20 protein-coding genes, 1 tRNA gene and 1 other RNA gene are annotated in these 26,990 nt (G+C 66.5%); 14 read left to right on the top strand and 8 right to left on the bottom strand.

Translation table 11 applies throughout. The annotated features are described in order from the left end of the window. The first annotated feature begins 9 nt into the window (after nucleotides 1-9). The 3 genes from CLM74_RS04605 to CLM74_RS04615 are packed head-to-tail and all read left to right on the top strand — an operon-like array spanning nucleotide 10 to nucleotide 1,912. Nucleotides 10-759, top strand: a complete 750-nt coding sequence (locus CLM74_RS04605) for a 3-deoxy-D-manno-octulosonic acid kinase (protein WP_033830466.1) — start codon at nucleotides 10-12, stop codon at nucleotides 757-759. Then, complete coding sequence (locus tag CLM74_RS04610) at nucleotides 759-1,526, top strand: MBL fold metallo-hydrolase (protein ID WP_025878163.1); 768 nt, start codon at nucleotides 759-761, stop codon at nucleotides 1,524-1,526. The genes CLM74_RS04605 and CLM74_RS04610 overlap by 1 nt, the downstream gene beginning before the upstream one ends. After that, the gene (locus tag CLM74_RS04615; RefSeq protein WP_105163521.1) at nucleotides 1,523-1,912 is read left to right on the top strand and encodes a nuclear transport factor 2 family protein; all 390 of its coding nucleotides are present in this window, start codon (nucleotides 1,523-1,525) and stop codon (nucleotides 1,910-1,912) included. The genes CLM74_RS04610 and CLM74_RS04615 overlap by 4 nt, the downstream gene beginning before the upstream one ends. A 76-nt stretch (nucleotides 1,913-1,988) precedes the next feature. Here CLM74_RS04615 and ffs read toward each other — a convergent pair. Then, nucleotides 1,989-2,085: signal recognition particle sRNA small type (ffs, locus tag CLM74_RS04620), an RNA gene on the bottom strand. A 299-nt stretch (nucleotides 2,086-2,384) separates the two neighbouring features. Between ffs and sugE the strand changes: the two genes are divergently transcribed. Both sugE and CLM74_RS04630 read left to right on the top strand, forming a co-directional pair. Beyond that, a complete protein-coding gene (gene sugE / locus CLM74_RS04625; protein ID WP_025878167.1) occupies nucleotides 2,385-2,702 on the top strand; it encodes a quaternary ammonium compound efflux SMR transporter SugE in 318 nt (105 codons plus the stop codon). Between the two features lie 367 nt (nucleotides 2,703-3,069). Next, entirely contained in the window at nucleotides 3,070-12,333 is a 9,264-nt protein-coding gene (locus tag CLM74_RS04630) for an autotransporter-associated beta strand repeat-containing protein (protein WP_105163522.1), read from the top strand. A 55-nt stretch (nucleotides 12,334-12,388) separates the two neighbouring features. Here the strand turns inward: CLM74_RS04630 and CLM74_RS04635 are convergent, their stop codons facing one another. Then, nucleotides 12,389-12,832 (bottom strand): GNAT family N-acetyltransferase, encoded by a 444-nt coding sequence (locus tag CLM74_RS04635; RefSeq protein WP_105163523.1) that lies wholly within the window; start codon nucleotides 12,830-12,832, stop codon nucleotides 12,389-12,391. A gap of 123 nt (nucleotides 12,833-12,955) precedes the next feature. Between CLM74_RS04635 and CLM74_RS04640 the strand changes: the two genes are divergently transcribed. Next, on the top strand, nucleotides 12,956-13,750 hold the full coding sequence (locus CLM74_RS04640) for an isocitrate lyase/phosphoenolpyruvate mutase family protein (protein ID WP_105163524.1): 795 nt from the start codon (nucleotides 12,956-12,958) through the stop codon (nucleotides 13,748-13,750). 477 nt (nucleotides 13,751-14,227) lie between these two features. On the opposite strand, the gene CLM74_RS04645 is transcribed toward CLM74_RS04640, so the two are convergent. Further along, a tRNA-Ser gene (locus CLM74_RS04645) sits at nucleotides 14,228-14,320 on the bottom strand. Nucleotides 14,321-14,442: 122 nt separating this feature from the next. Between CLM74_RS04645 and dnaX the strand changes: the two genes are divergently transcribed. From dnaX to CLM74_RS04665, 4 genes are all read left to right on the top strand, one after another. Then, entirely contained in the window at nucleotides 14,443-16,539 is a 2,097-nt protein-coding gene (gene dnaX / locus CLM74_RS04650) for a DNA polymerase III subunit gamma/tau (protein ID WP_105163525.1), read from the top strand. Between the two features lie 6 nt (nucleotides 16,540-16,545). Next, nucleotides 16,546-16,866, top strand: coding sequence for a YbaB/EbfC family nucleoid-associated protein (locus tag CLM74_RS04655; RefSeq protein ID WP_025879376.1), 321 nt, complete (start codon nucleotides 16,546-16,548; stop codon nucleotides 16,864-16,866). Between the two features lie 111 nt (nucleotides 16,867-16,977). Further along, nucleotides 16,978-17,577, top strand: coding sequence for a recombination mediator RecR (gene recR, locus CLM74_RS04660; protein WP_025879377.1), 600 nt, complete (start codon nucleotides 16,978-16,980; stop codon nucleotides 17,575-17,577). A gap of 66 nt (nucleotides 17,578-17,643) precedes the next feature. Beyond that, nucleotides 17,644-18,003, top strand: coding sequence for a histidine triad nucleotide-binding protein (locus CLM74_RS04665; protein WP_032977365.1), 360 nt, complete (start codon nucleotides 17,644-17,646; stop codon nucleotides 18,001-18,003). Nucleotides 18,004-18,124: 121 nt separating this feature from the next. Here CLM74_RS04665 and CLM74_RS04670 read toward each other — a convergent pair whose 3' ends face one another. Genes CLM74_RS04670 through CLM74_RS04685 form a run of 4 tightly spaced genes read right to left on the bottom strand, consistent with a single transcriptional unit; the run spans nucleotide 18,125 to nucleotide 22,491 of the window. After that, the gene (locus CLM74_RS04670; RefSeq protein WP_025879379.1) at nucleotides 18,125-18,652 is read right to left on the bottom strand and encodes a Slp family lipoprotein; all 528 of its coding nucleotides are present in this window, start codon (nucleotides 18,650-18,652) and stop codon (nucleotides 18,125-18,127) included. Beyond that, nucleotides 18,649-20,598 (bottom strand): DUF3488 and transglutaminase-like domain-containing protein, encoded by a 1,950-nt coding sequence (locus tag CLM74_RS04675; RefSeq protein ID WP_105163526.1) that lies wholly within the window; start codon nucleotides 20,596-20,598, stop codon nucleotides 18,649-18,651. The genes CLM74_RS04670 and CLM74_RS04675 overlap by 4 nt, the downstream gene beginning before the upstream one ends. Further along, nucleotides 20,591-21,535, bottom strand: coding sequence for a DUF58 domain-containing protein (locus CLM74_RS04680; RefSeq protein WP_105163527.1), 945 nt, complete (start codon nucleotides 21,533-21,535; stop codon nucleotides 20,591-20,593). The genes CLM74_RS04675 and CLM74_RS04680 overlap by 8 nt, the downstream gene beginning before the upstream one ends. Nucleotides 21,536-21,537: 2 nt before the next feature. Further along, nucleotides 21,538-22,491: an AAA family ATPase gene (locus tag CLM74_RS04685; protein WP_059063237.1), complete on the bottom strand. Its 954-nt coding sequence runs from the start codon at nucleotides 22,489-22,491 to the stop codon at nucleotides 21,538-21,540. A gap of 44 nt (nucleotides 22,492-22,535) precedes the next feature. Here CLM74_RS04685 and CLM74_RS04690 point away from each other — a divergent pair, with 44 nt between their 5' ends. After that, entirely contained in the window at nucleotides 22,536-24,377 is a 1,842-nt protein-coding gene (locus tag CLM74_RS04690) for a glycosyltransferase family 39 protein (protein ID WP_105163528.1), read from the top strand. A gap of 22 nt (nucleotides 24,378-24,399) precedes the next feature. Here CLM74_RS04690 and CLM74_RS04695 read toward each other — a convergent pair whose 3' ends face one another. Beyond that, nucleotides 24,400-24,972 (bottom strand): Maf family nucleotide pyrophosphatase, encoded by a 573-nt coding sequence (locus CLM74_RS04695; RefSeq protein WP_105163529.1) that lies wholly within the window; start codon nucleotides 24,970-24,972, stop codon nucleotides 24,400-24,402. A 114-nt stretch (nucleotides 24,973-25,086) separates the two neighbouring features. Between CLM74_RS04695 and CLM74_RS04700 the strand changes: the two genes are divergently transcribed. From CLM74_RS04700 to CLM74_RS04710, 3 genes are all read left to right on the top strand, one after another. After that, nucleotides 25,087-25,596: a YceD family protein gene (locus tag CLM74_RS04700; protein WP_025879385.1), complete on the top strand. Its 510-nt coding sequence runs from the start codon at nucleotides 25,087-25,089 to the stop codon at nucleotides 25,594-25,596. A gap of 107 nt (nucleotides 25,597-25,703) precedes the next feature. Then, complete coding sequence (gene rpmF / locus CLM74_RS04705) at nucleotides 25,704-25,898, top strand: 50S ribosomal protein L32 (RefSeq protein ID WP_025879386.1); 195 nt, start codon at nucleotides 25,704-25,706, stop codon at nucleotides 25,896-25,898. Between the two features lie 91 nt (nucleotides 25,899-25,989). Continuing rightward, nucleotides 25,990-26,967, top strand: coding sequence for a beta-ketoacyl-ACP synthase III (locus CLM74_RS04710; protein WP_025879387.1), 978 nt, complete (start codon nucleotides 25,990-25,992; stop codon nucleotides 26,965-26,967). Nucleotides 26,968-26,990: the final 23 nt, after the last annotated feature.

Below are 26,990 nucleotides of genomic sequence, written 5' to 3' on the forward strand. Positions count from 1 at the left end.
CTCAAAGGAATGGTCGCATTCGACGCCAATGAAGCGCTGACGCCATGCCGCGAGGGTCGCGGCATCGGGGCCATTCTGTTCGACCGCGAGCGGCTGCGGCAAGCCGACATCGGTCTGTTCTCGCCACAGCACTGGGCCGGCAAGGCCCGGCCGGTGGGTGAGGGCGGCCGTGGCAGCGCCTGGTTCGTGGATGCGCCGTTCGGCGCCAGCGTACTGCGGCACTACCTGCGCGGGGGGCTGGCGGCCCGGATCAGCCACGACCAGTACATCTGGCGGGGGGCGGACCGGACCCGCAGCTTTGCCGAATTCCGGCTGATGCGCGCGCTGCGCGAGAAGAAGCTGCCGGTGCCCAGGCCGATTGCCGCCTTCTACATGCGTGAAGGCCTGCGCTACCGCGCCGCGATCCTGATGGAACGGATCGAAGGGGTGCGCTCGCTGGCCGACCGCGCACTGGTGGCCGGGCGCGGGGCGCCGTGGGAGGAAACCGGGCGGATGATCGCGCGCTTCCACCGTGCCGGGCTGGACCATGCCGATCTCAATGCGCACAACATCCTGTTCGATGGCAACGGCCATGGCTGGCTGATCGACTTCGATCGCGGGGTGATCCGCATCCCGGCCACGGCCTGGCGCGAGCGCAATCTCAAGCGCCTGCTGCGCTCGCTGGTCAAGCTGCGCGGTGAGCGCAGCGTGGAAGACGTGGAAAAAGACTACGCGCGCCTGCGTCGCGCCTATGACATGGCCTGGAACCGGGGCACCTGATGGACTGGTCGTTGCGTTTCCTCGGCGTCGGCAATGCGTCGGCGGTCGAGCTGGGTTCGCCGATGTCGGTGATCGAGCGCGATGGCCGGCCGTGGCTGACCATCGACTGCGGCGGCGAAGGCCTGACTGCCTTCAAGGCCCATTACGGGCATATGCCGCAGGCGCTGTTCGTCACCCATGTACACCTGGACCACGTGGCCGGTTTCGAACGGCTGTTCGTGGATACCTTCTTCAGCGCGCAGCGGCGCGGCAAGGTGCGCCTGTACGTGCCGGCCACGGTGGTGCCGCTGCTGCACAAGCGCATCGGCGATTACCCGAACGTGCTGGCCGAGGGCGGCGCCAACTTCTGGGATGCCTTCCAGCTGATCGTGGTGGGCGATGCGTTCTGGCACGAGGGCGTGCGCCTGGAGGTGTTCCCGGTGCGGCACCACTGGCCGGAGACGGCCTATGGCCTGCGCCTGCAGGGTGCGCTGACCTGGAGCGGCGACACCAGGCCGATTCCGGAAATGCTGGCGCGCTATGCCAGTGACAACGAACTGATCGCCCACGACTGCGGGTTGCACGGCAATCCTTCGCATACCGGGGTGGATGACCTGGAGCGCGAGTACAGCGCCGAGCTGCAGGCACGCATGATGCTGTACCACTACGCCAGCGTGGCCGATGGCCAGGCCCTGGCCGCGCGCGGGCACCGGGTGGCACAGCCGGGCCAGTGCGTTGTGCTGGCCGCACCGACGGCGCCGCACGTGCTGGCGCAGGATCCGCCGTGAGCAGCGCTGGCGCCGCCGCTTCACCGGCGCTGGCCGCAGAACTGGAGGGGCTGGAACGCGCACTGCATTGCCCGCAGGTGCGCGCAGACCATGAGCGTCTGGCGGCATTGCTGGATGAGGATTTCAATGAGATCGGCAGTTCCGGCCAGTGCTACGGCCGTGAGGCCGCGCTGGAAGAGATCCCGCTGGAGCGTGCGCAGGTGGTGATCGAGTCGGACCGGTACGCCGTGTGGATGCTGGCAGAGGGCTTGGCCCAGGTGCGTTACCGCAGTCGCTATCACGTCGATGACCAACCACAGCGCTGGGTGCTGCGCAGCTCGCTGTGGCGTCAGCATTCAACGGGCTGGCGGATGGTGTTCCATCAGGGTACGCCTGAGGCGCGGTAGCGCCGGGGCATGCCCGGCGAAGGGCGCCAACCAAGGCTGGCATCTACCGGAGCGGGGCTTCGCCGAAAAGGCGGTGGCCCCGCCGGCTGACCTCGGCGCCCGCGTCGATCGATACCGTTGCTGCCTTCCGGCCCTGGCGGAGTTTTCGACCTAGCGTCGCGAGGGGCCGACGGGGCCACCATAGAGACGTTGGCCGCCCGGAGGCGGCCGATTCACGGATCAGGGGAAGCAGCGCGTTGTGCGCCGGAGACCACAGCCGGACTGCACATCGGCTTACCGATGGCAGACGCGCATTCTAGCGCAGGCAGGTGCGTTGATGCCAGCTTCATGCACTGAATCCGATGTAACCCTGTGTCCCCAGCGTCGGCCGGTGGCTGCCGCCGTTGCTAGAATCCGGTCCCAGGAGGAACGACCTCCCCCGCATCGGGATTCAATGACCAGGACGGCCTGGCCCTACCAAAGGAGGGCTGTCATGGCCTGGATCTATCTGTTGTTTGCCGGCCTGCTGGAAATCGTCTGGGCCGTGTCGATGAAGCAGTCTGAAGGCTTCACCAAACTCACCCCCACCGTCATCACCATCGTCGGCATGATCGCCAGCTTCTGGCTGTTGGCCGTCGCCATGCGCAGCCTGCCGCTGGGCACCGCCTATACGATCTGGACCGGTATCGGCGCGGTCGGTGCTTTCGTGGTCGGCGTCGTGTTCCTGGGCGAGCAGGTCAGCCCGATGCGGATTGGCGCGGCGGTACTGATCGTCGCCGGCCTGGTGCTGATGAAACTCTCCAGCAGCTGAGGCCGGTTACGAATGCGGCGGGAATATGGATATTCCCGTTCTGCAGAAACAAGAGAATATGCATTTTCGGCAAAGTCGTGACGACTGCCGTGATTATTTGACGGCCATCATGAAAATAACGTGCCGGATTCACGTGGTGCTGGCGTTGACGGCCGCACAGTGCGCCCATTCGTCAAGCGAAACCGGGGAGTTTTCGCGCTGACGGACAGGCAGGCGCGCGCAGTTCCTGCAGCGCTTGCACGTGAAAGTGTGACTGTTTTTCAAGGTTGATACCGAAGGTCTTGTTCCCGGGTGGAGCAGGGCAGGACGACATCACCTCCAAAAAACCTGCCTGCTGTGCCACCGGTCATTTCATGGAGATTTACCGATGAACCGCATTTACCGTCTGGTTTTCAACCGTGCCCTGGGTGTGATGCAGGTGGCCTCGGAAATCACCCAGAATCCGACGGGAGGCGGTAAATCGGCAGGACGACACCTGCCGGGCCTGAAGGCGCATCGGCTGGCGCTGGCATTGACCGCTACATTGGCCAGCGGCTCGGCGTTTGCAGCCTGCACCACGGCCGGTGCGGTGATTACCTGCGATGGCGCGACGGACCAGAACAATCTTTCCAGTACCGCCAATGGCGTGACCCTGAACATCGCCACCGGCGCGGTGCTGAGCGTGCCGCCGGTACTGGGGGGCACTGCGGTGACGCTGTCCGGCAACGGCATCACGGTGAACAACCAGGGCACGATCGATCCCACCATCAACGGCGGCTTGAGCCTTGCGGCGGCAGGCATGGTGCTGGGCAACAACACTGCCGGTGGCAATACCATCAACGTCAACAACCAGGTGGGCGGCAGCATCAAGGGCCTGGTCAACATCGGTTCGATTCTTGGGTTTGGTGGACAGGCACTGGTCACGCAGAACGCTGCCGGTGGTGTCACCAACATCACCAATGACGGCACCGTGGACATGTCCATCCTCGGGGCGGGGCTGTTCACCACTGCCGACGCCGCTGCCATCGTCAGCTACGGCGGTGCGCAGACCAACCTCACCAACAGCGGCAGCATCACCGGCCGCATAGGTCTGGGCGGATCAACAGCGGGCAACCATGTGATCAACGCCGGCAGCATCACCGGCAGCGTGCACTTGGGCAACTCCACGACGACGGGAAACACGTTCACCGCCGTGTCCGGTTCAAGCGTCAACCGCGGCGTGCTGGCAACGGGCATTGCGGGCGTTCTGGGCACCGTAGGCGTGAATCTGGCCGCTGCCGGCATTGTCGATGGCGGTACCGGTGCCAGCGATCGCCTGCTGCTGCAGAACAGCGCTTCGGGCCCGGGCGCGGGTACCGGCGGGACGGTGACCAACCTCGTTTGGGGCAATTACACTGGATTCGAGAACCTGACCGTCAACAGTGGTACCTGGAATCTGCAAGGTGCCTGGACCGGAACCAGTGCCACGATCAACGATGGCTTGGTCAACTTCAACAACGCGGCGTCATTCGGTACCGGTACCTTCAACGTCAACGGCGGCGCCATCGCGGCGTCGGCGGGCGGGCTCACGCTTGCAAATTCCTTTGCGCTCAACACTGGCAGACTGACGTTGGGCGGCACCAACCCCTTCAGCTTGAGTGGTGTGCTGTCCGGTGCTGGCGGCCTGACCGTGACCAACACCGGTGTGGTCACGCTGGGCGGCGCGAATCTGTTCGGTGGTGGCGTCAACCTCAATGCTGGCGGCTTGCTGCTGGGCAACGCAGGTGCGCTGGGCAGCGGCAACCTGACGGTAGGTGGTGCCGCGTCGCTGGATACCAGCGGGGCCTTCAATCTCGCCAACAACATCGTCGTCAACGGTGGTGGCAGTCTGAATCTGGTCGGCACCAATGCGTTGACGTTGAACGGTGCGCTGTCTGGTGCCGGCAATCTGGTGAAGAACGGCGCCGGCACGCTCACCCTGGGCGGTGCAAACACGCTTACCGGCAATGTCTCGATCGCGGGCGGCGCGTTGGCGCTCGGTGCAGGCGGCAGCCTGTCACCGACCGCTGCGATCTCGCTCACGGCAGGCACGTCGCTGGACCTCACTGCCGCAGCCAACCAGACCGTCGGCTCGCTGTCCGGGCTTGGTGGAACGGTCAGCCTGGGCACTCGCACACTTACTCTAGGCGGTCTCGGCAATACCTCCTTCGCCGGCAACTTCACTGGCACTACCGGTGGCCTGGCCAAGGTCGGTACCGGAGTGCAGACACTGTCCGGCAGCAACAGCTTGACCGGTGGTTTTGCCCTGAATGGCGGCGGCCTGCTGCTCGGCAACAACGGTGCATTGGGAACGGGTGTGCTGAGCGTGGGCGGCGAGGTCACGCTGGATGGCACCACCGCAGCGCTCACCCTGGCCAACGACATCACGCTCGGCGCCGGTGGCTCGCTCGCGCTGCAGGGCGGCCAGCCCGTGGTGTTGAACGGGGTGATCTCCGGCGTCGGCAACATTGGCAAGAACGGCGCATCTCTGCTCACGTTGAACGGCACCAACACGTTCAGTGGCGGCCTCGTCGTCAACGGTGGCGGCCTGCTGCTGGGCAACAGCAGTGCGCTCGGTACCGGCCTGCTGGACATCAACAACGCTGCGACGCTGGATACCTCTTCAGCCCTGACCCTGGGCAATGACGTGATCATCGGCGCGGCAGGCTCGTTGAACGTGCTGGGTGGCAACGCGCTGACACTGGGCGGTGCGATTTCCGGTGGTGGCGGCCTGATAAAGAGCGGGGCTTCGACACTGACGCTCAACGGCGCCAATACCTTCACCGGTGGCTTGAACGTTGCTGCCGGCACGGTGGCGCTGGGCAGTGGTGGCAGCTTGGCCGCGACTGGCGCGGTCAGCCTGTCGGGGGCTGGGGCGGCGCTGGATCTTTCCCTGGGTGGTAACCAGACCATCGGTGCACTGTCCGGCGTGGCAGGTTCCACCGTGGCATTGGGCGGCAATACGCTCACCTTTGGTAGTGCGGCCGACCAGGTCTTCGCCGGTGTGATCAGTGGCGTCGGCGGAGGCCTGGTAAAGAACGGAAGTGGCGTACAGACGTTGACCGGCGCAAACACCTTCACCGGCGGCGTCGCGCTCAATGCTGGCGGTCTGCTGCTGGGCAACAGCGGTGCACTGGGCACCGGCGCGCTCAGCGTCAACGGTGCCGCGACGTTGGACGGCAGCTCTGCGCTGACCCTGGGCAACGCGGTCAACCTCGGTGCCGCACTGACCCTGGGCGGCAGCAACAACATCACCCTGACCGGCGACATCTCCGGCGTCGGCAGCCTGACCAAGAACGGCGCCTCGCTGTTGACCTTGAACGGCACCAATGGCTTCAGTGGTGGCCTCAACCTCAATGCCGGCAGCGTGCTGCTGGGCAGCAGTGCGGCGGCCGGCACCGGCGCGCTGAACATCGGCGGCAACGTGTCGCTGGACGCGGCGGTTGCGCTGAACCTGAGCAACAACGTGGCCTTGGGTACCGGTGCGATTCTTACGCTCCCCGGCAGCCAGAACATCACGCTGGGCGGCGTGGTGTCCGGCGACGGTGGCCTGGCGAAGAACGGCGCCACGGTGTTGACGCTCAACGGTGCCAATACCTTCGGTGGCGGCCTGAACCTGGCGGGCGGCGGCCTGTTGCTGGGCAACAGTGGAGCGCTGGGAACCGGTGCGCTGAACGTGGCTGCGAACGCCAGCCTGGATAACAGCATTGCGCTTGACCTGACCAATGCGGTCAACCTTGGCGCCGGCTCGGCACTGACGCTGATCGGCAGCAACGCACTCACGCTCGATGGCGTGATTTCCGGCACCGGCAGTCTGGTCAAGAACGGCGCTGGTACGTTGACCCTCGGCAACGCCAACGGCTTCAGTGGCGGCCTGGCGTTGAATGGCGGCAACCTGCAGTTGGGCAACGCTGGCGCTCTGGGAACGGGTGCGCTCAACGTCGGCGGCAATGCAACGCTGGATACTGCCGCCGCCTACACCGTAGGCAACGCGATCAACCTGGCCTCGGGCACGACGCTTGCCCTGCAGGGCAGCAATGCGCTGACGCTCGGCGGCGTGGTGTCCGGCAATGGTGCACTGGTCAAGAACGGTGCAGCCACACTGACCCTGGCCAATGCGAACACCTACGCCGGCAGCACCACGATCAATGCCGGAACCCTGGCGCTTGGCGCGGGCGGCAGCCTGGCTGTCGGGGGTGACGTCACCCTCGGCGGCGCTGGCGCGGGCTTCGATATATCGGCGGCAACCGGCAACCAGACCATCGGCGCGCTGAATGGCGTGGTCGGTTCGACGGTCGCGCTGGGAGGAAACTCGCTGACCTTTGGTACGGCAGCCGATGCGGTGTTCGATGGCGTGATCAGCGGAGGCGGTGGCCTGGTCAAGGTGGGCGCGGGCGTGCAGACGCTGTCCGCTGCCAACACCTTCGGCGGCGGCGTCAGCCTCAATGCCGGTGGCCTGCTGCTCGGCAATGACGCGGCACTGGGCAGTGGTGCGCTGACCGTGGGTGGCGCGGCCACCCTCGACACCAGCCTGGCGGCAACACTGGTCAACAACATCGCCCTCAATGCCGGCCTGACCGTGCTGGGCAGCAACGCGCTGACGCTCAACGGGGTGATCTCCGGCACCGGCAGCCTGACCAAGAATGGTGCTGCCACGCTGACCTTGAACGGCGTGAACACTTATACCGGCGGCACCAACGTCAACGCCGGCACGCTGGCCCTGGGAGCAGGTGCAAGCCTGGCCGCCAGCGGCATCGTCAACCTGGCAACCGGCGCTACGCTGGATCTCTCCGCGGGCAACGGTGCCCAGACCTTCGGCACCCTGACCGGTAGTGGCACGGTCAACCTGGGCGCGAACTCGATCACCGTCGGCGGACCGACCAACGGTGTCTTCAGCGGATCCATCGCCGGCACCGGCGGCCTGATCAAGGAGGGGACCGGTACTGAAACGCTGACCGGTACCAATACCTTCACCGGTGGCACCCTGATCAATGCGGGAACGCTGGCGATCGGTGCCGGTGGCAGCCTGGCGGCAACCGGTGCAGTCACGCTTTCCGCGCCGGGCACCGGCTTCGACATCTCCGCGGCCGGCAACCAGACCATCGGCGCGCTCAACGGCGTCGCCGGCAGCACCGTGGCGCTGGGCGGAAACACGCTGACCTTCGGCGGCGTTGGCAACGGGACCTTCGATGGCGTGATCGGTGGGACCGGCGGGCTGGTCAAGAACGGTACGGGCATCCAGACGTTGGGCGGCGCCAACGTCTTCGGTGGCGGGGTGGCACTCAATGGTGGCGGCCTGGTGGTGGGCAACAATGCCGCGCTGGGTACCGGCGCGCTGACCGTGGGCGCCAACGCATCGCTGGACAGCAGCATCGCTGCGAACCTCGGCAACGACATCGGCCTGCTGGCCGGTGCCACGCTCAACCTGCTTGGCAGCAATGCATTGACGCTGGGCGGGGCGGTCACCGGCGATGGTGGCCTGATCAAGAACGGCGCGGCGACGGTCACCCTGACCGGCAGCAACACCTTCACCGGCGGCACGGTCATCAACAGCGGCACGCTGGCGATCGGGGCGGGCGGCAGCCTGTCGCCGACCGGCGCGGTGAACCTGGCCGGTACCGGCACCTTCGACATCTCCGCCGGCGGCAACCAGAGCATCGGTTCGCTGGCGGGCGTGGCCGGCAGCACGGTGTCGTTGGGGGGCAGCAGCCTGACGCTGGGAGGTACCACCGACGCGACCTTCAACGGTGCCCTGACCGGCAGCGGTGGGCTGGTCAAGAATGGCAGCGGCGTGCAGACCCTCAACGGTGCCAGCACGTTCGGTGGCGGCGTCACCCTCAATGCGGGTGGCCTGGTGGTGGGCAACAATGCTGCGCTGGGAACCGGCACGTTGACGGTGGGGGGCGCTTCCACGCTTGATTCCAGCAGTGCGGTGACCTTGGCCAACAACGTGGTGCTCAACGCGGGCCTGACCGTACTTGGCAGCAACGATCTCACCCTCAACGGCAATCTGTCGGGGGCCGGCAGCTTGACCAAGGACGGCGTTGCTACCCTCACGTTGAACGGCACCAACACCTATACCGGCGGCACCTACATCAACGCGGGCACGCTCGCGCTCGGTGCCGGTGCCAGCCTCAGCGCAGGCGGTATCGTCAATCTGGCCACGGGTGCCACCTTCGATCTTTCGGCCGGCAGCGGCACGCAGGTATTCGGCACGCTGATCGGCAATGGCACGGTCAACCTCGGCGCGAACACGTTGACCATCGGCGATGCCACCAATGGTGTGTTCAGTGGTTCGATCGGCGGCACCGGTGGACTGATCAAGGAGGGCACCGGTACCGAAACATTGACCGGCACCAACACTTTCACGGGCGGCACCACCATCAACGCCGGCACGCTGGCGATCGGCGCCGGTGGCAGCCTGGCCGCAACCGGTGCAGTGAACCTGGCCAACGCCGGTACCGGTTTTGACATCTCCAGCGGTGGCAACCAGGCCATCGGTACATTGTCCGGCGTTGCCGGCAGCACGATCAGCCTTGGCGGCAACACACTGACCACCAACGCAGCGGGCAACAGCACCTTTGCCGGGGACATCAGTGGCGCCGGTGGCCTGGTCAAGAACGGTGCCGGCGTGCTCGGCCTCACCGGCAGCAACACCTTCGGTGGCGGAGTGGCGCTCAACGCCGGTGGTCTGTCGCTGGGCAGCAGTGGTGCCCTGGGCACCGGCACGCTGACCGTAGGCGGTGACGCCACGCTGGACGGCAGTGTGCCGCTGACCCTGGCCAACAACGTGCAGCTGGCAAGCGGCACGTTGACCCTGCTGGGGGGCACGCCGCTGACGCTGGACGGTGACATCGCCGGCAGTGGCAGCCTGCTCAAGGATGGTGCGGCGACGGTGACCCTGGGCGGCGCCAGCAGCTACACCGGCACCACGACGATCAACAGCGGCACCCTGGCGGTCGCCGCCGGTGGCAGCCTGTCCTCGGCCAGCACGGTGAACCTGGCCGGCGCCGGAACGCTGGACATCAGTGCGGCCGGCAACCAGGCCATTGGTGGCCTGGCCGGTGTTGCCAGCGGCAACGTGGTGCTCGGCGGTTCCACCCTGACCACCGGCGGCAGCAATGCCAGCACCACCTTCGGTGGCACCATCGGTGGCAGCGGTGGCCTGGTGCAGACCGGCACCGGCACGTTGACCCTGACCGGCAACAACACCTACACCGGTGGAACCACCATCAACGGTGGCAGCACCTTGCAGATCGGCAATGGCGGCGCGACCGGTGCGATCATCGGCGACGTGACCAACAACGGCGCACTGGTGGTCAACCTGTCGGGCAACACGACACTCGGTGGCACCGTCAGCGGCAGCGGTGGCCTGACCCAGGCCGGCAGCGGCACGCTGACGCTGACCGGCAACAATACCTATACCGGCGGCACCACCATCAATACCGGTGGCACCCTGCAGGTGGGCAATGGTGGTGCAACGGGGTCGATCATCGGCGACGTCGGCAACAACGGCAGCCTGGTGTTCAACGCGGGTGGCAACACTACGCTCGCGGGCGTGGTCAGCGGCAGCGGCGGTCTGACCCAGGCCGGTGCCGGCACGCTGACCTTGACCGGCAACAACACCTATACCGGCGGTACCACCATCAACACCGGCGGTACGCTGCAGGTGGGCAATGGTGGCGCCACGGGTGCGATCACCGGCAACGTCAGCAACAACGGCAGCCTGGTGTTCAACGTCGGCGGCAATACCACGCTTGGTGGCGTGGTCAGTGGCAGCGGCGGGTTGACCCAGGCCGGCAGCGGCACGCTGGTCCTTACCGGCAACAACACCTATACCGGTGGCACCACGATCAACACCGGCGGTACCGTGCAGATCGGCAACGGCGGCGCCAGCGGCGCGGTCACCGGCAACATCACCAACAACGGTGGCCTGGTGGTCAACACCGGCAGCACCACCACGCTGGGTGGCAGCATCAGTGGCGCGGGCAGCATCGTGCAGGCCGGCCCTGGCCTGCTCAACCTGGGCGGCAACAGTGGCGGATTCACCGGTACCGGTCAGGTCACCGGTGGTGGCCTGAATGTCACCGGCACCGTCGGTGGCCAATGGACCATCGGCAGCGGCACCACGTTGTCGGGTACCGGCACCATCGGCGGCAGCGCTGGCGGCGTCACCGTGAGCAGCGGCGGTGTGCTGTCGCCGGGCAACGGCCCGGGCAATGGCAGCAGTGGCGGCAACGGTACGGGGGCGATCACCGTGGGCGGCAACCTGACCCTGGCACCGGGCAGCACGCTGTCGGTCGACCTGGGCGCTACCGGCAGTGACGTGGTGCAGGTGGGCGGTAGCGCGAACATCGGTGGTGCATCGGTGGTGGTCAATGCCATCGACCCGAACACCAGCTACCAGCAGGGCCAGCAGTACACGATCATCAACGCAGGCGGCGGCGTCAGCGGGCAGTTCGTACCGCCCACCACCACCTCGGCGTTCCTCTCACTGAGCCCGGTCTACACAGCGAATGCCGCGCAGCTGAAGATCGATGTGAAGCAGACAGCGGCCTTCGTCACGGCTGCGCAGACCCGCAACCAGCTGGGCGTGGCATCGGCGCTGGACAGCCTGCCGCAGACCGGCGCGGCGCTGGGCCTGTACAACACGCTGCTGGCCTACGACACCGCCACCGCGCGCAACGCGTTCAACCAGCTCTCCGGTGAAGTGCATGCAGCCAGCCGTGCAGTGCTGCTGTACGACAACTACCTGGAAGAGGGCATCCGCCAGCGTCTCGGCAGCGAGTTGCCGACGGTGCGTGGCGAGCGTGCTTCGGCATGGCTGGCGGGTAGCGGCAAGGTGTTCAAGCAGGACGGCGATGGCAACGGTGACGAGATCCGTGCCAACCGCAATGCACTGATGGCCGGCGTCGATTGGAAGCTCGGCGAGCATGTGGTGCTGGGTGCGGCGGCGGGCAGCGAGCGGCTGGATACGCGGCTGTACGATCGCCAGTCGCGTGCACGCCTGCGTGGCAACACCTATGGACTGTATGCGCAGGGCGAGTGGAACAACGGATTTGCGGTCGGTGGCAGTGTGTCGCGCGGCGATTACCGCACGCGCACCACGCGTGAAGTGCCGCTGCTGGCACAGACGCTGCACAGCCGCCAGGATTCGGATGTCACCATCGCCCAGATCGAAGGCAGCTGGACCTGGACCCATGGCAGGACGCAACTGCAACCGTATGTGCAGTTCACCAAGCACTGGGTGGACAGCGATCGCGCGGTGGAGCAGGGCGGCAGCGCGGCGCTGGTGCTGGAGGGCGGCAAGGACACGCTCAATGTCAGCACCGTCGGCGTACGCGGCCGCTGGGATGTGGGCAGCGGCGAGCGCTATCCGGCACAGCTGACGGTCGGGCTGGGCTGGCAGCATGCGTCCGGTGACACCGACGTGGCCAGCCGGCAGAGCTTCGCCGTCGGTGGCACTGCGTTCGATGCCTACAGTGCCGTGATGGCGCGCAACGCACTGGTCAGCCAGGTCGGTGTGGCCGTCGGCCTGGGACGCAGCAGCCAGCTGTCGCTGTTCGTGCAGGGCCAGCATGGCGACGGTCGCAACGATATCGGTGGCCAGTTGAACCTGCGCGTCGGGTTCTGAGCCAGCGCGTGTCTTCGACGGATCCACGCCATGCGTGGATCCGTCGAGAGCCGGGTTACAGCACCCGCTGCATCTCCACGGCGTCGATTCCGGCACCGTGGCCATCGGCTACCACGCGTACCACCTGGAAGCCGAGGCCGGCATAGAAGCCCTGCGTGTGCTGGCTGGTGCTGAGCGTAATGCGCTGGATCGATGGGTCTGCTTCAGCCTGATGCAGGCGGGCCACTGCCAGCGCGCGTCCCAGCCCCTGTCTGTGGCGACTTCGTTCGACCATGCCCCAGCACAAGCTGGCGCTGCCATCGCCGCAGTGCCAGAGGCCGCCGCAGGCCACCACCTGGCCCTCGACCTCGATCACCTGGAAGGCGCGTGGCACGGCGTGTTCGTGCAGGAAGCGCTCGAAGTCACCCCGCTCTGCCGGTGCGAAGTAGGTGGGCACGTTGCTGTCGAAGATCGACAGGCAGGCGGTGAGGTCGGTGCAGCGGTAGGGGCGGGGTGTCATGAATGACTGTCATCGTGGTGGCGGGCACATTGTGCGCGAGGTCCGGACCATTGATGTCCGGATATGGCGAGCCCGGAAACCGGTCCGGACGCAGACTGCGGGTCCCCGTCATCAGGAGGTTCCATGTCCAACGTTCACCAGAACTTCGTTCAACTCCATCAACGCGCTGGTCTTTATGTGCTGCCCAACGTATGGGATGCCGGTGGCGCCCGCCTGGTCCAGCAGCTGGGAGCTGTCGCGGTGGGAACATCGAGTGCTGCCATGGCGTGGTCCTGCGGTTATGCCGATGGCGGTGCGCTGCCGGATACCGCGCTGCTGCAGCGGGTTTCAGAAATTGTTGGTGTGACCTCGCTGCCGGTCACGGTCGATATCGAGGACGGTTACAGCGATGTCCCCGATGCGATCGCTGAGCGGGTGCTGCGCCTGGTGGAGGTGGGTGCGGTAGGGATCAACATCGAAGACGGTGCCGGCAGCCCTGCGGCGCTGGTGGGCAAGATCACAGCCATCCGTTCGGCGCTGGGCGGACGATCGCTGTTCATCAATGCGCGCACCGATGTGTATCTGTGCGGCCTGGCTGAAGAGGATGAGGCGGTCAGGATGAGCATCGATCGGCTGCAGGCCTATGCACGTGCCGGTGCCGACGGCGGCTTCGTGCCCGGACTTCGCGCGCTGGACGAGGCTGCTGCAGTTGCCAGCGGCGTGTCGCTGCCTCTCAACCTGATGTGGCTGCCAGGGATGGCGCCGTTCGCTGCGCTGTCGCAGGCCGGTGTGCGGCGGCTCAGCGCTGGCCCGGCCTTGTTCATGCACGCATGGACAGCGATGGCCGCGGCGACCACGGATTTTCTCGGCGGAGTGATGGCGATGCCCGAGGGCGCACCGGGCTATGCGGCCTTGAACCAGCTGTTCAGCGACAGGTGAGGGCGCCAAGGCGGTGCGCGCCGACAGGCTCGACCACGGGCGGGTAGTCGATGCGACCGGGCCGAGGCATCCACGCATGGCGTGGATCTACTGCCGTAGCTGGAGGAACAAGCCCCTTTGTTGAGGGGCTGCCCCGACAGGGGCGGGGAGAGGCAGGCCAAGCGTGCGGAACGCGCGTCGCGTCCCCAGCCAGATAAATAAAAAAGGGCTGCTGTCCGGCTCTACCCCTGCAGGCCGTCGAACCTGGGCGGACGCGGTTCCTTCGGTCATCCACGCATGGCGTGGATCTACTGCCGTATCTGGGGGAACAAGCCCCTCTGTTGAGGGGCTGCCCCGACAGGGGCGGGGAGAGGCCGGCGAAGGGAGGGGCCCGAACGTTGCGCAGCAACGTTTGGGGCGAAGCGCGCGCAGCGCACTTCGCGTCCCCAGCCAGATAAATAAAAAAGGCCGCCCGAAGGGCAGCCTTTTTTATTTATCTGGCGGAGAGAGGGGGATTCGAACCCCCGAAGCGCGGTTTAGACGCTTACACACTTTCCAGGCGTGCTCCTTCAACCACTCGGACACCTCTCCGGATCCCTGCCATCGGCAAACGCCTCAGCAGGGGCGCAGATTCTAGCGGGCGCAGCGGCAGGACACAAGCACTGGTTTGCAGGGCGAGAGGGCTGGACAGGCGTGGCACAATGGAACATCCGATGGAAGACGGTGGCCTGATGTCCTATCTCGTCCTTGCCCGCAAGTGGCGTCCGAAGCGTTTTGCCGAGCTGGTGGGCCAGGAACACGTGGTCCGTGCGCTCAGCAATGCGCTCGACAGCGGCCGGGTCCACCATGCGTTCCTGTTCACCGGTACCCGCGGCGTGGGCAAGACCACGATCGCGCGCATCTTCGCCAAGTCGCTGAACTGCGAGCAGGGCACCAGTGCCGATCCCTGCGGCCAGTGTGCGGCCTGCCTGGACATCGACGCCGGTCGCTACATCGACCTGCTGGAAATCGATGCTGCGTCCAATACCGGCGTGGACGATGTGCGCGAGGTGATCGAGAACGCCCAGTACATGCCCTCGCGTGGCAAGTACAAGGTGTACCTGATCGACGAAGTGCACATGCTGTCCAAGGCCGCGTTCAATGCGCTTCTGAAGACGCTGGAAGAACCGCCGGAACATGTGAAGTTCCTGCTGGCCACCACCGACCCGCAGAAGCTGCCGGTCACCGTGCTCAGCCGCTGCCTGCAGTTCAACCTCAAACGCCTGGATGAAGACCAGATCCAGGGGCAGATGACCCGCATTCTCGCCGCCGAGGAGATCGAGTCGGATCCGACCGCTATCGTGCAGCTGGCCAAGGCCGCCGACGGCAGCCTGCGTGATGGCCTGTCGCTGCTCGACCAGGCCATTGCCTATGCCGGCGGTGCGCTGCGTGAGGATGTGGTGCGCACCATGCTGGGCACGGTCGACCGCACCCAGGTGGCGGCCATGCTCGATGCCCTGGCCGAGGGCGATGGCCCGCGCCTGCTGCAGGTGGTGGCGGCGCTGGCCGAGTTTTCGCCGGACTGGAGCGGGGTGCTCGATGCGCTGGCCGAGGGCCTGCACCGCATCCAGGTGCAGCAACTGGTGCCGGGCGCGTCCGCCGCTGCCGAGGGACTGGATGCCAGCGTGTTTGCTGAACGCCTGCGCCCGGAAGTGGTCCAGCTCTGGTATCAAATGGCCCTGAATGGTCGTCGCGATCTGCCATTGGCGCCCAGCCCGCGCGCCGGCTTTGAAATGGCCGTGCTGCGCATGTTGGCGTTCCGCCCTGCGGCTGCCGTGCCGTCGGTGCCGCGTACTCCGGAATCCTCCGGTGGCAGCGCACCGGCCGGTACGGGCCAGACCGGGGGCGGCCTTGCTGGCAGCCACGAAGGAGCTGCACCGGCCGCTGCTGCGGCACCAGAAGCCGCAGCGGTCACCCAGGCAATTGCGGCACCCGTGTTGGCGGAGGCGACCGCGCAGACGCCGAACCCGGCGCCACAGCGCGAACCCGAGCCGGAATCCGAGCCGACCCCGGAACCAGATCCGACCCCTGAACCTGAACCTGCTCCGATCAAGGAACCCGGGTCACCGCTGCCGATGAAGGCGCAGTTGGCTCCCGAGGCGGCCACGCCCAAGGCACCTGCCGAGGCAGACGACCTGCCGCCGTGGGCGACCGACGCGGCTGGCGCGCGCGATGAAGCGCTGGCGGCCGAGATGGCAACGCCCGACGCGGCCATGGTCGCGCCGTGGCACGAGCCGCCGGCGCCGGCTTCACCGCCGGTTGCAGAGGCTGTTGCCGCGCCGGAGCGTTCGTTCCGTGCCGAGGGTATCGACATCGCCCCGGCGCCGGTTGCGGCAAAGGAAAAAGCTTCGCCGGCAGGCAGTGTCAGTGACCTGGCCTGTGCCGAAGACTGGCTCGACCTGATCGCCAACAGTGGCCTCAGCGGTCCGTCGCGACAGCTTGCGGCCAATGCGGCCTTCATCAGTTGCCAGCATGGGGTCTTGAAACTGGGCCTTTCGCCCGGATTTGAATACCTGCGCTCCGAGCGCGCGCTGGCAGCGTTGGGCGAGGTGCTGGAAAAGTCCCTTGGTCACGCGCTGAAGATCGTGGTCGAAACCGTGGAAACCGAGCAGGTCCCGGCCGAGACCCTGCACCAGCGCGCCGACCGCCAGCGTGGCGAGCGGCAGCAGGCTGCCGAGGCCATTTTCATGGACGACCCGGAAGTCCAGCTGCTGATCCAGCAGCACGGCGCCCGGGTTGTTTCCGATTCCATCCGTTCTTTTGACGAGTAAGACGACATGCGCGGCAATATCGCCCAACTGATGCAGCAGGCCCAGAAGATGCAGGAAAACCTGCAGAAGGCCCAGGAAGAAATCGCCAAGATCGAAGTGACCGGCAGCGCCGGTGGCGGCATGGTCAGCGTTACCCTGACCGGCGCCAAGGAGTGCCGCAAGGTACGCATCGATCCGTCGCTGGCCAGTGATCCGGAAATGCTGGAAGACCTGATCGCCGCCGCCTTCAACGACGCATCGAACAAGATCGACGCCGAGTCGAAGTCGAAGATGGGTTCGGCCACTGCCGGCATGCAGCTGCCGCCGGGCATGAAGATGCCGTTCTGATGTCCGGCCTGGCACCCGCACTGCCGGGTGCCATGCACTGTGTAGCGTCGAGCGTGCTCGATTGCCCGCAACTTCCAGTCGAGCACGCTCGGCTCTACAGAACACGCCGCCGTGTCCGCACCCCTGCTTGAACAACTGATCGATGCACTGCGGGTGTTGCCTGGCGTAGGCCAGAAGACGGCCCAGCGCATGGCTTACCACCTGCTCGAACGCGAGCGCGAAGGTGGCAAACGCCTTGCCGAGACGCTGGCGCAGGCGGTTGAACGCATCGGTCACTGTGCGCAGTGCCGCGACTTCAGCGAAACCGAGCTGTGCCCGACCTGCGCCAATGGCAGCCGCGAGCGCAGCCAGCTGTGCGTGGTGGAATCGCCGGCTGACCGCCTGGCGATCGAGAACGCCACCGGCTATCGCGGCGTTTACTTCGTGCTGCAGGGGCGCCTGTCGCCGCTGGATGGCATCGGCCCGCGCGAGCTGGGTCTGGAGCAGCTGGAACAGCGCCTGGCCGAGGCGGAGGTGCAGGAACTGATCATTGCCACCAGCGCCACCGTCGAAGGCGAAGCTACCGCGCACTATCTCGCGCAGCTGGCGCGCGCCCGCCAAGTGCGGCCGAGTCGACTGGCCCAGGGCCTGCCCCTCGGCGGTGAGCTGGAGTACGTCGATCGCGGCACGCTGTCGCACGCGTTCGGCACCCGCAGCGAAGTGCGCGATTGAGTCGATGCCGGGCATGCCCCGGCGTTACCGGCCTACAATGCGGAAAACACCCCGCCGAGGCCGACCATGAGCAGCGAAACCCTCTTCAGCAAGATCATCCGTCGCGAGATCCCGGCCACCATCGTCTATGAAGACGACGACGTGCTGGCGTTCAAGGACATCGCACCGCAGGCGCCGGTGCACGTGCTGTTCATTCCGAAGAACGAGATCATTCCGACCCTGGATGACCTGCAGCCGTCGCAGGCGCACCTGATCGGCAAGCTGGCCCTGGCCGCCGCCGAATACGCGCGACGGGAAGGTTTCGCGCAGGACGGCTACCGCATCGTGATGAACTGCCGCGAAGATGCCGGGCAGACCGTGTTCCATATCCACATGCATCTGCTGGCTGGCGCGCCGCTGGGTCACTTCGGTACACCAGGGCGTTGAGGCGGCCATCCACGCATGGCGTGGATCTACTGTTGTTGGTGCGCTGTCGATCCACGCCTGGCGTGGATGAAAAAAGGCCGCCCGATGGGCGGCCTTGTGCATCGTGCGTACCGGGCCTGGACTACCACCAGCCCCAGCCGCGGTAACCGCCCCAGTACGGGCCATACGGGCCCGGGCCCCAAGGCCCGTAGGGGTAGGGCACCACATCGACCTGGCGCTGCTCCGGCCACAGGTAGATCACGTCGGCAGACAGCTTCGGCAGCCGGTAGTCGTAATCGCCGATACGGGTGTTGGCGTAGCCATCGATCTTGCCGATGAAGGTCACGTCGCGGCCGGCTTCGAACACGGCCGGATCGTAGAAGCCGGCGCGGCAGGCGATGAAGCGGCCGTCGCTGGCATCGGAAGAGGTGGTGTTCGGGCGGCCACTGCCGTTGAGCGGGCGCGAGATGATCTGGAAACAGGTCTCGCCCTGGCCGGGCTTGGTTTCGATGATCCGGCCACCCCATCGCACCGGCGTGCCGACCTGCTGGGTGGCAACCGAGTCGCGCGGGGAAACCAGGCTGAACTGTCCCTGCAGCGGCTTGGGGGCCGTGGCGCAGGCCGACAAGGCCAGGGCGGCCACGGCGGTGAGGAGGAACTTGGTATTCATGGGGAGGCTCCGGAAGTCGGGCGATGCCTGCGCAGGTCCCGCAATAATGGGGCGAGCTCGGTACAAGTGCCAGCGTAGCGTGCATCAGCGAAACGCTGGCTGAGTGTGATGAGAGCCGGGTCGGGGCGCAGTGCGTGGACCCGGCGGGCCCAGTGCAGGGCCGGTTCGTGCGGTTCGCGGCCCAGACCCAGCCGCACATAGCGCTGCCCCAGACGGTGCCAGGCGCGCAGCAGCGGGTCACGCTCGCGTTCGCCACGGGCCAGCAGCCATGCCATCCACGCCAGCGCCAGCAACGCGGCCATCACGAAGCCGGCCAGCAGCTGTCCAGGGCCGAGGTCGTCCAGCCCGAACGGTTGCAGCAACTGCTGCTGACGGCGCGCGTCGAACGACAGCACCAGTTCATTCCAGCCCCTGCGCATCCAGTCGCCGACCTGGCCCAGCTGCAGCCAGCGGTGCTGCAGGCCGGTGTCGGCCCCGGCCAGCAGGCGATCGTCGAGTGTGTCCAGGATGCGCTCGGGTGCTACTGCCGCTGTCGGATCGATGCGTACCCAGCCGCGTTGCGGCAGCCACACCTCAGCCCAGGCGTGGGCGTCCATCCGTCGCAGCACCCAGTAGTCGCCGATCGGGTTGCGCGTGCCGCCGGCGAACCCGGTGACCACCCGCGCGGGAATGCCGGCATTGCGCATCAGCACCACGAAGGCAGAGCTGAAATGCTGGCAGTAGCCGGCCTTGTAGTCGAACAGGAATGCATCGACCGGATCACGCCCGGCGGCCGGTGTTTCAAGCGTGTACGAGAAGTCCGCGGTGATCCACGCCAGGGCGCGACGGACCACGGCGTCGTCATCGTTTCCCGCTTCCTGCCGCCACTGTCGGGCCAGGTTTGCCGTGCGTGGGTTGAAGCCTTCGGGCAACTGCAGCGCAGCGCGACGCTGGTACGACGACAGCGTGGCATCGAAGCGCTGCGGCGGAGCCGAGTGCAGGCGCCACCGGCTCAGTGCGGACAATGCGCGGTCGCTGCTCAGGCTCAGGGCTGCATCCAGCCGGCTGCCCTCTGGTGCGGCAGTAGGGAGATCCAGCGCGACCAGCTGGCGACGGTCGGTGGGTTCGTAATCGATCTGATAGTCCCAGCCCTCCGTGCCGTGTTCCACGATGGCTGGCGGCAGACCTTCAGTACGGCGGTCGCGTCGCCAGACATGCCCATCGAACTGGGTCAGTACCGGCCCGCGCCAGTAGCGCTGTGCCGGCGCTGGAACCGCGCCGAAGAACTGCGCCCGCAGGGCCGGGGTGTCGTCGGCCATCAGGTCCAGCCACTTGTCCGGCTCCATCGTGTCCGACAGCCCCGGTGTGCCGACGGCGCGTTCGGGAATGCCCCACAGCGGCGTGGCCAACCGCGGGAACAGCCAGAAGCAGGCCAGCGCCAGCGGCAGGCCGATCAGCAGCAGGCGACCGACACCACGCAGCTGCGTGGTCAGCGGCGGCGGCGCACTGCGGCCTTCACCCTGCGCCAGGCGCTGCAGCGCAATCAGGGCGCTGACGCCGGCCAGCACGGCGAGCACGGTGGTCAGCGGCCCTTGGTCGAGCAGGAAGGCAGCAAACGGTGAAAACAGGGCAAAGCCGAGCAGGCTGCGTGCATCGCGCAGCGTGCGCAGCTCGCTGGACTTGATGGCCAGCATCGCCGCCAGCAGAGCGCAACCGGTATCCCGGCCGGGGCGCACTGCCCCCATCTGCCAGACGATGGCAGCAAGCATGCCCAGCACCAACAGTACCCGCACCGGCATCGGCAGCACGCCGCGCTGTGACAGTGCTGCGGTGACGAGCGCCGCCACGGCGATCAACGCGGCCAATGCGGTGGGCAGCTGCAGCAGCAGCGGCAACAAGGCCAGTGCGGCGCTGGCCAGCGTCCACGTGCGGGTGTTGCGGTCCAGCAGCAGGGTAGGCTCAGTCATGGGGAAGCAATGCCAGCGCGCGCAGGCACAGATGGTGGTGGCCGGCGCCCTGGCCGGGGCCAAGCGGTGGCTGCATCGGCAGCAGCAGCGTGTAGCGACGGCCTTCGCGCTCGGCGCTGTCCACCCAGCGTGCCAGCCGCGCGATGCGGGCCTCCTGGCCCAAGGGGGCCAGCGCGCGCCAGTCCAGCACGACCTCGATGCCTATCGGTTTTTCATACTCGCGTACCAGCAGCGTGTCGCGGCGCGCCGAATGTTTCCAGGCAATGCTGCGGGGTGGATCCCCGGCGCGATACGGGCGCAGCTGGTGCAGTTCCTCGCCGTTGGCATGGGCGCGGGTGTGCAGCGGATCGCTGCCCTGCTGCGGCAGCGGCGGTGCCTTCGCTTCGGCCAGCGGGTAGACCAGCAGGGGTTCTTCAGGCCACACCCATGACCACGCCCTGACCAGGCCAAGCGGCTGGGTGCTGGACAGGCGGATGCGTGGCAGTTCCAGCCAGCCACGGCGTTCGCTGGGTACTTCCAGCTCGGCTTCACCGCGGCCGTGGGCGGGCAGGTCGAGCCACACCTCGCTGTCGCCCAGTTGCAGGTGCAGGCCATGGCGCGCTCGCGGGTCGCGCAGCGACAGGTCCACGCGCAGGCGCAGCGGTTGCCCGGCCGGCACCGGCTCGGCGGAGATCGCATCGATCTGTACGCCCGACAGCTGCAGGTGTGCGGCGATGGTGCTGGCGATCGCGGCTGCGGCCAGCAGCAGCGCCAGCAACAGGGCCGGATTGTTGTTGTAATTCAGCGCGCCCAGCAGCATCGCGACCAGCAGGCAGGCCACAAACAGGCCGAAGCGGGTGGGCAGCACATAGATGCGCCGGCGGTCCAGCCGCTGCGGCAACGACTCGGGCGTACGCGGGCGTGCCAGCTGCAGCAGTCGCCGGGCATGTAATGCCATCTTCAATCGACCGCGACGGTCTGCAGGATCGCTCGTGCCAGCGCCGGCCCCGTGCTGGACTCGGCTTCGCCCACCAGGCGATGGCCCGCCACCGCCACGAACAGGGTCTGCACGTCTTCGGGCACGACGTGGCCACGGCCGAGCAGCAGCGCATGTGCCCTGGCGGCACGCAGCAGGGCCAGGCCGGCGCGCGGCGACAAGCCCACGCGTACGCCGGCGTGCTGGCGGCTGCGGGTCAGCAGAGCCTGCACGTAGTCCACCAGCGCATCGCTGACATGTACCTGGCCGACCGCTTCGCGCAGCGTGCGGACCTGGTTGTCGTCCAGCTGCGGCAGCGCGCGGGCGATCAGGTCGCGACGATCGCTGCCGCGCAGCAGTTCACGCTCGGCCTGCGCGCTGGGATAGCCCATCGCCAGCCGCAGCAGGAATCGATCCAGTTGCGAGTCGGGCAACGGGAAGGTGCCCGACAGATCCACCGGGTTCTGCGTAGCGATCACGAAGAACGGATCGGGCAGGGCATGTGTCTGACCGTCGAGGGTGACCTGCTGCTCGGCCATCGCTTCCAGCAGGGCGCTCTGCGTGCGCGGCGGCGCCCGGTTGATCTCGTCGGCCAGCAGCACGTGGGTGAACACCGGCCCGGGATGGAACTGGAACTGACGGCTGCCGGCGTCGTACACCGATACACCGAGCACGTCGGCAGGCAGCAGGTCGGAGGTGAACTGCACGCGCTGGAAGCTCAGTCCCAGGCTGCTGGCCAAGGCGTGGGCCAATGTGGTCTTGCCGAGACCAGGCAGGTCTTCGATCAGCAGATGGCCGCCAGAGAGCAGGGCCACGAAGGCCAGCCGCACCTCATGCACCTTGCCCAGCACCAGCGCGTTGACCTGGTCCTGCGCATTGCGCAGGGACTGACGCAGTTGATCGGTTAGCATGCTGGGCATGGGGGACGAAGCTGTCATGGTCGTCTCAAGTTCGGTAACCGGTCGATTCTATCCATACATCAATGCAGGGCGAACAGCGCGCACGTACGATTTTTCTCTGGTTATGGACGCTCGTCACAGCGGCCAAGCTGGTCGTGGCCGCACGCCTGCCGTTGTTCGTCGATGAGGCGTTCTACTGGCAGGAAGGCCAGCATCTGGCTGCGGCCTATTCGGATCTGCCGGGGCTGACAGCCTGGTTGACCCGGTTGGGTGTGGAGCTTGGCGGCCAGCACGTGCTTGCGCTGCGCCTGCCGTTCCTGGCCATCGGTGCACTGCTGCCGCTGCTGGTATCGCGCATTTCGGCGCGCTGGTTCGGCAATGTTGCCGGTTGGCAGGCCGGCAGCTTGACGCTGCTGATGCCGTTGTCGGCAACGCTGGGCCTGCTGGCCGTACCTGATGTGCCGATGGCACTGGCAGCCGTGCTGTGCCTGGACGCCGGCGCACGCCTGCTGCGCAGCGTCGACGCTTCCTCGGCGGTGAAGCTGGCGCTGGGCCTGCTGATCGGTGCGCTCAGCCACTATCGCTTCATCGGTGTGATCGGCGTCGGCTTCATTGCCCTGCTGGCGCTGCCGCAGGGCCGGCGCATGCTGGCCGATCCGCGCGTCTGGGTGGCCCTGGCCGTTGGCGTAGTGGCATGGCTGCCGCTGTTGGCCTGGAATGCCGACAATCATGATGCCGGACTGAAGTTCCAGGTGGTCGAGCGTCATCCGTGGGCGTTCGAGTGGCGCGGCCTGTGGTTCCTGGTGATCCAGCCGATGCTGGTGACGCCCATACTCTGCATCGCGATGTGGAAAGCTGCACTGGCCGGCACCCGCAGCGGCGGCGGCGCGCGCGTGCAGTGGCGCTATTTCGGCCTGGTCGGCGGCGTATCGACACTGGGTATCTTCGCGCTGGGCTTCTTCACCGACGTCGAGCGCATCAGCTTCCATTGGCCGCTGCCGGGCTACCTGGCCCTGCTGGTGGCGGTGCCGGTGATCCTCAACGGCTGGCCACGCTGGTTACGGCGTACCGGCTGGTGGCTGGCCGGGCTGGGCATGGTGCTGGCCTTCGGCTATTACCTGATGGCGTCCTCGTCATCGCTGCGCGAGCAGTTGGCCGGCGACAAGTACTACCCGCGCAACTTCGCCGGCTGGCAGCCGCTGGCTGCTGCGGTCCGCGAAGAACTGCAGCAGATGCCGGAAGGCAGCCGCGTGCTGGCCGGCAACTTCAAGGTGGGCGCCGAACTGGGCTTCCAGTTGGGCCGGGGTGACATCGACGTGCTGCCGCATCCGCTCAACGACAAGCACGGCCGCACCGCGCAGTTGGCGCAATGGGGCCAGGTGCATGAAGGTGCGCGCGAGGTGCCGATGCTGCTGGTGCTGTCGCCCAGCGATCAGCGTTTCCGCGATCTGCTCACCCGCTATCACGCCATCTGCGAACAGGTCGGGCCGCTGCCGCCACCGCGCGTGGTCAGCAACGATCACGGATTCCAGCGCTTCCTGCTGTTCCGCCTGCCGGTGCAGCGCGCGCAGGGCGCGTGCGTGACGCCTGCGCTGGCCTACCTGGACTCGCCGGCCAATGGAGACGTGGTGAACGGGACGCTGGCGATCAAGGGCTGGGCGTTCAAGGAGGGCGTTGGCCTGTCGCGGGTTGAAGTGCTGGTGGATGGTCGTTCGATCGGCGACGCCACCTATGGACGGGTGTTCGATATCCGCCACGCCTGGCCGGACAGCACCGATCCGCAACATCCGGCTGTCGGCTTCGACGCAACACTCGATACCACGACGCTGGCACCGGGAAAGCACTGGCTGGGCCTGCGCCTGCACGGTCGCGATGGCAGCGTGGAGCAGTGGCAGGAGCAGCCATTCGTGGTGGGCAAGCGCTGAGGCAGCGTGCCTCGTGCCGGGGTTACGGCACCGCGAATCCGGCCCTGCGCAGCAATCCGCACAGTGCGATCAGCGGCAGCCCGATCAGCGCCGTGGGGTCTTGGTTGTCGATGGCCTCGAACAGGCTGATGCCCAGGCCTTCGCACTTGAAGCTGCCGGCGCAGTCCAGCGGCTGCTCGATGGCCACGTAGCGGGCGATCTCCGGCGCCTGCAGCGCGCGGAAGCGCACCTGGGTCGAATCCATTGCCGAAAGTAATTCTCCGTCTCGGATGAGACTGACGGCCGTGTGGAAGCGCACCGTCTGCCCGGACATTGCCGCCAGCTGCGCGCAGGCCGCCTCGACCGTGCCCGGCTTGCCCAGCGGCTGACCGTTCAGGTCCGCCACCTGGTCCGAGCCGATCACCCAGCTACCGGGGTGGCGGGCGGCCACCTCGGCCGCCTTCGCGCTGGCCAGGCGTGCCGCCAGCGCCAGCGGCGCCTCGTCGGCCTCCCGAGTCTCATCCACCTGCGGGCGTGCGCAGTCGAAGGGCAGGCCCAGCCGATCCAGCAGATCGCGGCGGTAGCGGGAGGTGGAGGCCAGGACCAAGGCAGGCATGCGGGAATTCCGGGGGCGGGGCGCGGCAGTCTGGCCCGTGACCGCCAGCCACAGCAAGCCTTTCATGGCAGTCATTTGACACGCGACCTGCCGATCCTTAATATTCGGCGGCTTATGTCCGCGAACGTACCCGAAACGCTGGATGCCTGGCGGATGGTCGTAGCGCGAAGGCGCTTCGACGGTCAGGTTCCCCTGGCTGAATTGACTCGCCTGCAGGGGCTTGTCGCAGATACCGAAGGTGAGTGTAATTACTCGCTCGAATTCGGTCGCGACGAGATCTTGCGGGTATCCTATGTGGAACTGACCATCGATACCGCGTTGCCGCTGACCTGTCAGCGCAGCATGCAGCGTTTCCTGTTGCCGGTGAAGATGACCCAGAGGCTTGGCCTGATCCGCGAGGAAGACGAGGAATCGTCTTTGCCGGAAGAATACGAGCCGTTGCTGGTGCCGGAAGATGGCCAGCTGCGTCCGTTGGACCTGGTCGAGGACGAGTTGGTGCTGGCGGTGCCGGTGGTACCCCTGTCGCCGTACGGTGAGGCAGTCGACAAGGACTGGGCGCCGACCGAAGAAGAAATTGAAAAGGCCAATCCGTTCGCGGCGTTGGCGGCATTGAAGAAACAATAGCAGCCGGTTGTCGTCGGCGGCTGCGGCGAAAGCGAAAAGTGTGCTGGACGCTGGCGTCCTGTGCGACGAAACGACGAAGCAAAACGAACCGAGTTTGGAGCAATCCCATGGCTGTCCAGAAATCCCGTGTTACCCCGTCCCGTCGCGGCCAGCGTCGTTCGCATGACGCCCTGAGCGCCAAGCAGCTGTCGACCGACCCGACCACCGGCGAAGTGCATCTGCGTCACCACATCACTGCTGACGGTTTCTACCGCGGCAAGAAGGTCATCCAGACCAAGTCTTCGGCTGTCCAGGAAGACTGATGTGCCGGAAGGTCGCTGCCCGCTGGGCAGCGGCCTTCGCCTTCTTTCCCGGGCACGCCGGTGAACGGCGGCTCGTGCAACAGGAAACATGATGAGCAAGCGGATCTACTCGAGGATCGCGGGCACCGGTAGCTATTTGCCGGAAAAAGTCCTGACCAACGCCGACCTGGAAAAAATGGTCGAGACCTCGGACGAGTGGATCCAGACGCGCACCGGTATCCGTGAACGGCACATCGCTGCCGAAGGCGAAACCACCAGCGATCTCGGCTACCAGGCCGCGCTGCGTGCGATCGAAGCCGCTGGTATCGACGCTTCGCAGCTCGACATGATCGTGGTCGGTACGACCACTCCTGATCTGATCTTTCCCTCCACCGCGTGCCTGATCCAGGCCAAGCTCGGTGTGAGCGGCTGTCCCGCTTTCGACGTCAACGCGGCCTGTTCGGGCTTCGTGTTCGCGCTCAGCGTGGCTGACAAATTCATCCGCTCCGGTGATGCCCGCCATGTGCTGGTGATCGGCACGGAAACCCTGACCCGCATCGTCGATTGGGAAGACCGCACCACCTGCGTGCTGTTCGGTGATGGCGCGGGCGCCGTCGTGCTCAAGGCCGACGAAGAAACCGGCATCCTCAGCACCCACCTGCATTCGGATGGCAGCAAGAAAGAGCTGCTGTGGAATCCGGTCGGCGTCTCGGTCGGTTTCGGTGAAGGCAACAACGGTGGCGGCACCATCAACATGAAGGGCAACGACGTGTTCAAGTACGCCGTCAAGGCGCTGGACTCGGTCGTGGACGAAACCCTGGATGCCAACGGCCTGACCAAGTCCGACCTGGACTGGCTGATTCCGCACCAGGCCAACCTGCGCATCATTGAAGCCACCGCCAAGCGGCTGGAGATGTCGATGGACCAGGTCGTGGTCACCGTCGACAAGCATGGCAACACCTCGTCGGCCTCGGTGCCGCTGGCCCTGGATGCTGCTGTTCGTTCCGGCAGGGTCGAGCGCGGCCAGCTGTTGTTGCTGGAAGCGTTCGGTGGTGGCTTCACGTGGGGTTCGGCACTGCTGCGCTATTGATAGTGCCAGTTACGACAACGTGA

The organism is Stenotrophomonas sp. MYb57 (genome assembly GCF_002966815.1).
In the GTDB taxonomy this organism is placed as follows: Bacteria; Pseudomonadota; Gammaproteobacteria; order Xanthomonadales; family Xanthomonadaceae; genus Stenotrophomonas; species Stenotrophomonas indicatrix.